Source organism: Cesiribacter andamanensis AMV16 (assembly GCF_000348925.1).
Taxonomy (GTDB): domain Bacteria; phylum Bacteroidota; class Bacteroidia; order Cytophagales; family Cyclobacteriaceae; genus Cesiribacter; species Cesiribacter andamanensis.
The window spans coordinates 1-5382 of the sequence record NZ_AODQ01000195.1 but is presented as its reverse complement, the minus strand read 5'-3'; the positions used below and the strand labels follow the sequence as shown (position 1 = coordinate 5382).

At 54.1% G+C, this 5382-nt stretch carries 5 protein-coding genes and 1 pseudogene; 2 read left to right on the top strand and 4 right to left on the bottom strand.

Going from position 1 to position 5382, the window contains the following annotated elements; genetic code table 11:
• On the bottom strand, window positions 1-1115 hold a 1115-nt coding region (locus ADICEAN_RS20100; protein ID WP_040398503.1), incomplete at its 3' end, for a class I tRNA ligase family protein.
• Window positions 1116-1253: 138 nt separating this feature from the next.
• Here ADICEAN_RS20100 and ADICEAN_RS20095 point away from each other — a divergent pair.
• A complete protein-coding gene (locus tag ADICEAN_RS20095) occupies window positions 1254-1574 on the top strand; it encodes a PRC-barrel domain-containing protein (RefSeq protein ID WP_051068917.1) in 321 nt (106 codons plus the stop codon).
• An 83-nt stretch (window positions 1575-1657) separates the two neighbouring features.
• Here ADICEAN_RS20095 and ADICEAN_RS22455 read toward each other — a convergent pair whose 3' ends face one another.
• From ADICEAN_RS22455 to ADICEAN_RS20090, 3 genes are all read right to left on the bottom strand, one after another.
• Window positions 1658-1870: a hypothetical protein gene (locus ADICEAN_RS22455; protein WP_009197507.1), complete on the bottom strand. Its 213-nt coding sequence runs from the start codon at window positions 1868-1870 to the stop codon at window positions 1658-1660.
• Between the two features lie 117 nt (window positions 1871-1987).
• Window positions 1988-2146 (bottom strand): hypothetical protein, encoded by a 159-nt coding sequence (locus ADICEAN_RS22835; protein ID WP_009197506.1) that lies wholly within the window; start codon window positions 2144-2146, stop codon window positions 1988-1990.
• Between the two features lie 112 nt (window positions 2147-2258).
• Window positions 2259-4526, bottom strand: a complete 2268-nt coding sequence (locus ADICEAN_RS20090; RefSeq protein ID WP_009197505.1) for an efflux RND transporter permease subunit — start codon at window positions 4524-4526, stop codon at window positions 2259-2261.
• Between the two features lie 99 nt (window positions 4527-4625).
• Between ADICEAN_RS20090 and ADICEAN_RS20085 the strand changes: the two are divergent.
• Window positions 4626-5382 (top strand): annotated as a pseudogene (locus tag ADICEAN_RS20085) (thymidylate synthase); the annotation flags it as partial.

Here is a 5382-nt window from a genome sequence, read left to right as displayed (position 1 = left end):
AAGGGATTGTGGGCATAGGCCCCGGTAAAAGCACCCGAAACGGTTTTTACATCGCTCATTCGGTCGCGTTCCGAGCGGTTTTTTGCCTGCTCGGCATACTCGTTAACCAGTGCCTCCCGATCAGGGGTGGTAATGGTTTGCACCAGCTCATGTTCCGGCGCCAGCACCAGAAAGGTGGCGCCGTATACGGTATCAATGCGGGTGGTAAATACTTTTATTTTTTCAGCATGGCCCTCTACCTCAAAATACAGTTCTGCCCCCTCAGAGCGGCCTATCCAGTTGCGCTGCATTTCCTTTACGGCTTCGGGCCACTGCAGCCCTTCCAGATCAGTGAGCAGGCGGCCGGCATAGGCGGTAATGCGCAGGCTCCACTGCTTCATTTTTTTGCGGATCACCGGAAAGCCCCCCCGCTCCGATACGCCATCCTTCACCTCTTCATTGGCCAGCACGGTGCCCAGGGCCGGGCACCAGTTTACGGTGGTATCAGACAGGTAGGCCAGGCGGTAGTACAGCAGTATTTGCTCCCGCTCGGCCTGCGTCATGGCCTTCCAGGCATTGGCTGAGAACTGGGGCGTTTCCTCATCGCAGGCAGCCTGCAGGCCGGCATTACCCGATTTCTCAAAGCGCCGCATCAGCTCCTGTACCGGGCGGGCACGGTCCTGCTCCAGATCATAATAATGCAGAAACAGCTGCTTGAAGATCCACTGGGTCCATTTGTAATAGGCAGGGTCGGATGTGGCAACCTCACGGCTCCAGTCAAAGGAGAAGCCAATGTTTTTGAGCTGCTCTTTGTAGCGTCGAATGTTCTGTTCGGTAGTAATGGCAGGATGCTGGCCGGTCTGGATGGCGTATTGCTCGGCCGGCAGGCCAAAGGCATCAAAGCCCATGGGATGCAGCACATTGTAGCCCTTCATGCGCTTGAAGCGCGAAACGATATCGGAGGCAATGTAGCCAAGGGGGTGGCCTACGTGCAAGCCGGCGCCAGAGGGGTAGGGAAACATGTCAAGCGCGTAGAACTTGGGCTTGTCATGCCGGATCTCGGTCTTGTAAAGGTGTTGCTCCTGCCAGCGTTGCTGCCACTTGCGTTCAATCTCCAGGAAGTTATACTCTGCCATTGGTGGTGTTTTCAGGGGCTACAAATGTACGCGAAATCGGGTAAAATAGTAGCACATTGCCAAACAAAGGCCTTATGGAATCAGTAGAGGAGGTGTAGACCCATCAAATGTAACACAATGGAAAATCAATGGAGTTTCTTGAAAGATCTGAAAAGTACCACTATCCATCTGAAGGATGGCGCCAGCGGGGGTACACTGGACGATATAGTAGTTGACCTCAATACCGGGCGGCTGGCCTTTTATACCCTAAAGAGCAAGGGCTTTCTGGGAGAGGGGATAGACCGTGCAGCGCTGCCCCCCAATGTGCTGCGCTCCCAACGGGGAGATGTGCGCATCATGGCCGATACCGACCGGCTTCGGGCTGCGCCCGGCACAGCCGATGGCTGGCCCCAACAATACGATTCACAGTTTGTAGATACCCTGTACCGGCATTATGGGTACAGCCCTGATCACCCCTGAGGGTGCAGTCATAAATGATTATAAAAGCGCCTGTATGCAAATGCAGTGCGCTTTTTTGCTATGTATTGGTTGTTACCCCAGGCTTATTTTGCCTCAGCCAGGCGCAGCTTGCTGGTTTTTGCCTGGGCCGGTACTTCAGCTGAAGCCTTGTAAAACGCGATTTGCTTGCCGCTTTCTTCAATGGTCTGTTGCTGACGCATCCGAATAAAACGGGCAATCAGGTAAGAAGTGAAAATGATGAAAAGAGCTAAAAAAGTAGCCGCACATACATTAAGTATAATCGCTGACGGACTCATAAAACAAGGTTAAGGTTTAGGGCGCTTCAAAAAGCAGCGTAAATCTAAGGCAATTTAGCCAAAAATTAAAATCAGGGTATACCCTTTCCGTTATTTAATATAAAAGTAACCCAGGGATCAGGGTTGCCTGCTAGGCGGATCTTTGCGCACGGCTCTGGAAATGGTTGTTCCGGTATCACCACCGGGATCATTCCCACTTTTTTTTCTTTTTCGGTACCCGACTACGATAAATACGATCACAATCAACAGCACCACCAGTATAATGATCAGGTCCATGGCATTAAGCGTTTATTTTCTAAACTGATAGCCCCTCTATAGGTTTCGGAAAATCAACACTTTAGCCTGGGGTACAGGCGCCGCAGCTGTCGGAAAAGGTGAAAGCGTTGGCTTAGGCTGCATCTTTTCCTGAATTCTTTTTGGGTAGAAATAGGAGCAACAGCACCGGCAGCAGGCTAAGATCGGCTATTACGGCAAAGATAAGCGTAAGGCTCACCAGCAGTCCGGTATAAAAGGTGCTGCCAAAACTGGAGAGTAGCAGGGTTAAAAAGCCTCCTGCCAGAATGGTAGAGGTGATGATGATGGCCTTGCCGGTAAAAAGATAGGTATGTTTAATGGCATAGAGCAGCGATCGGCCCTTGTTGAGCTCCAGCTTCAGTTTGCTCAGAAAGTGGATGGTGTCGTCTACGGCTATGCCAAAGGCAATGGTAAAGATGATGGAGGTGGAGGCCTTCAGGTAAATGCCGGCCCAACCCATGATGCCGGCAATCATCAGCAGCGGTATAATGTTGGGCACCAGGGCTATCAGGGTCATGCGCCAGGAGCGGTACAGCAGTCCAATGATCAGGGCAATAACACCAAAGGCGATGCCCAGTCCCTCCAGCATGTTGCGCGTTATGTACTCGGCATTACGGTCTACCAGCACTGAAGTGCCTGTAAGCTGAAAGCTCACCAGATCCCTGCGGATGGCGTGCAGCATGAACGAATCCAGGGCGGCGTTTTTCTCTCTGCTTAGCTGGCTTCCCCAGTCGGGCATGCGGCCGCTCATGCGCCCCAGCTGCCCCTTTTGGGCGCTAAGGGGTACAGCGGCCTGGGTGCCCTCCAGCCGGCGCAGGTAACTTTCTATGCGGCGGTAGGCCTGCGGGCTCTCCGGCAGGCGAAACTGCTCCACATCCCCGCCGTTTAAGGCCCGGTTTACCCCCTTAACCAGCAGCAGGGGAGAAGCCAGGGTGCCTACTCCATACTGCTGCTGCAGGTAGGTTTCCATCTTCTGTATCTCGGCCAGCACTTCCGGATCCCAGACCGAACGGCTGCTGTCCTGCACCAGAATGGCCATTTCAAAGGGCTTGTTGCCGCCAAAATGCTCATCGAAGAAATAAACATCCTGCTTGAGGGGATCATTTTCGCCAATGTCTTCCAGCAGAAAGGTGTTGCTTTGCAGCCGGCTGATGCCCCAGCCCGAGAGGATCAGGATCCCCCCATAAAAAACCAGTACTGCATAGCGCCGGCGCACTACCCATAGAAACAGGCGCCGCAGGCTGCCCACCCAAAGCAGGCGGTTCTGGCTGCGGTGTACCACTTTTGGGGTTTTCATCAGGGCCAGCACGGCCGGCATTACGGTAAAGGCCAGTACAAAGGCGGCAAATACCCCTATGGCCACATAGAGGCCAAAATCACGGATAGGCAGAATGTTGGCCGTAAGCAGGGTAAGAAAACCGATAGCCGTTGTAAGCGAGGTCAGGAAAGTGGCCAGCCCTATTTCCTTCAGCGTAAGGCGGAGCGCCTGCTGCTTGGGCAGGCCGTTGCGCAGCTCTTCAATGTATTTGGTCAGGATGTGCACTACATCCGACATGCCTACCACAAACATGATGGTGGGCAGCAGCACCATCATCACATCCAGTTTTTTGCCGGTAGCCCCCATGATGCCCAGCACCCATACCACGGTAAGGATCACTACCAGAATGGGCACTGCCACCCCCCAGGCCGAGCGGTAGGCCAGGGTAAGAAAAATGACTACCAGCACCACCGAAGCTGCCGCAAACAGAGCCAGCTCTACCTGCATCTTTTCTACATAGACCGATTGTGCCCGCACCTTGCCGGCCAGGTGCACCGCATCAAAGGGGTGGGGCGCCAGAATCTGGGCTACCTGCTGCATGAGCGAATCGGCCTTGCGCTTGCTGATCTGCAGCTGGTGGTTGACCAGGATGGCTACGGCAGGGGTGTTTTGCGCCACCAGGGTGCCCCGCACAGCCGGGTTGGCATAGAGGGAGGCACTGTCGGCTGCATAGTAGCCCGGCTCATTGATCCGCAGCGCCGGGGGCTGCAGCACCCCCAGCGGACCAATGATGGGGTTTTTGAGGTTGGTGATGGAGAGTACCTGGCGGGTTAGGGAGAGGCTGTCCAGCTGGCGGGTAACCGTATCGAGCCGCTGCAAAAACTCCTGCTGAAAAATGCCCTCCCGGTTTTGAATGCCGATGAGCAGAAAATCATTGTCGTTTTCAAAAGCCTCCCGGTAGCTTAGAAAAAAGTCCAGGTCTTTGTCCTGGGTAGGAAAGAAGTTCTCAAAATTATAGTCAAAGCCCAGCCGGCCGATGAAAAAAGCCAGCACAAGGGTGATGAGGCCAATAAGATAAAGAGTGCGTTTTGCCAGCGTTTGCATGGGGTATAAAAAAATCAGCCCAGGTCTAGTACCTTCTGATTTGGAGCGCGTATTTTACAGATCCGAAATTAGTAAACTTTTACACTCTTTCTCTCGGCTATGCGGCAATATCTGGACCTGATGCAACACATCCTCGATAGGGGGGTAACCAAAGAAGACCGTACCGGCACCGGCACCCGCAGCGTATTTGGCTACCAGATGCGCTTTGATCTGCAGGAGGGCTTCCCCCTGGTCACCACCAAAAAAGTGCACCTGCGCAGCATTATCCATGAGCTGCTCTGGTTTTTGCAGGGCGATACCAACATCCGCTACCTCAAAGAGAATGGAGTAAGCATCTGGGATGAATGGGCCGATGACCAGGGGGAGCTGGGGCCCGTATATGGCTACCAGTGGCGCAGCTGGCCGGCCGGCGATGGCAGCACCATCGACCAGATCAGTAACCTGATTGCCCAGATCCGGCGCAATCCCGACTCCCGCCGCCTGATGGTGAGTGCCTGGAATGTGGCCGACATTGACAAAATGAAATTACCCCCCTGCCATGCACTCTTTCAGTTTTATGTGGCGGAGGGCCGCTTATCCTGCCAGCTTTACCAGCGCAGTGCCGATGTGTTTCTGGGAGTGCCCTTTAACATTGCCTCCTATGCGCTGCTTACCCTGATGGTGGCCCAGGTATGCGGCCTGCAGCCTGGTGAATTTATCCATACCCTGGGCGATGCCCACCTCTACAGCAACCACCTGGAGCAGGCGCGCCTGCAGCTGAGCCGGGAGCCCCGCCCCCTGCCCATCATGCAGCTCAACCCGGAAGTGAAGGATATCTTTGGCTTCCGCTTTGGATTTTACCTTGAGCCAGTATGAT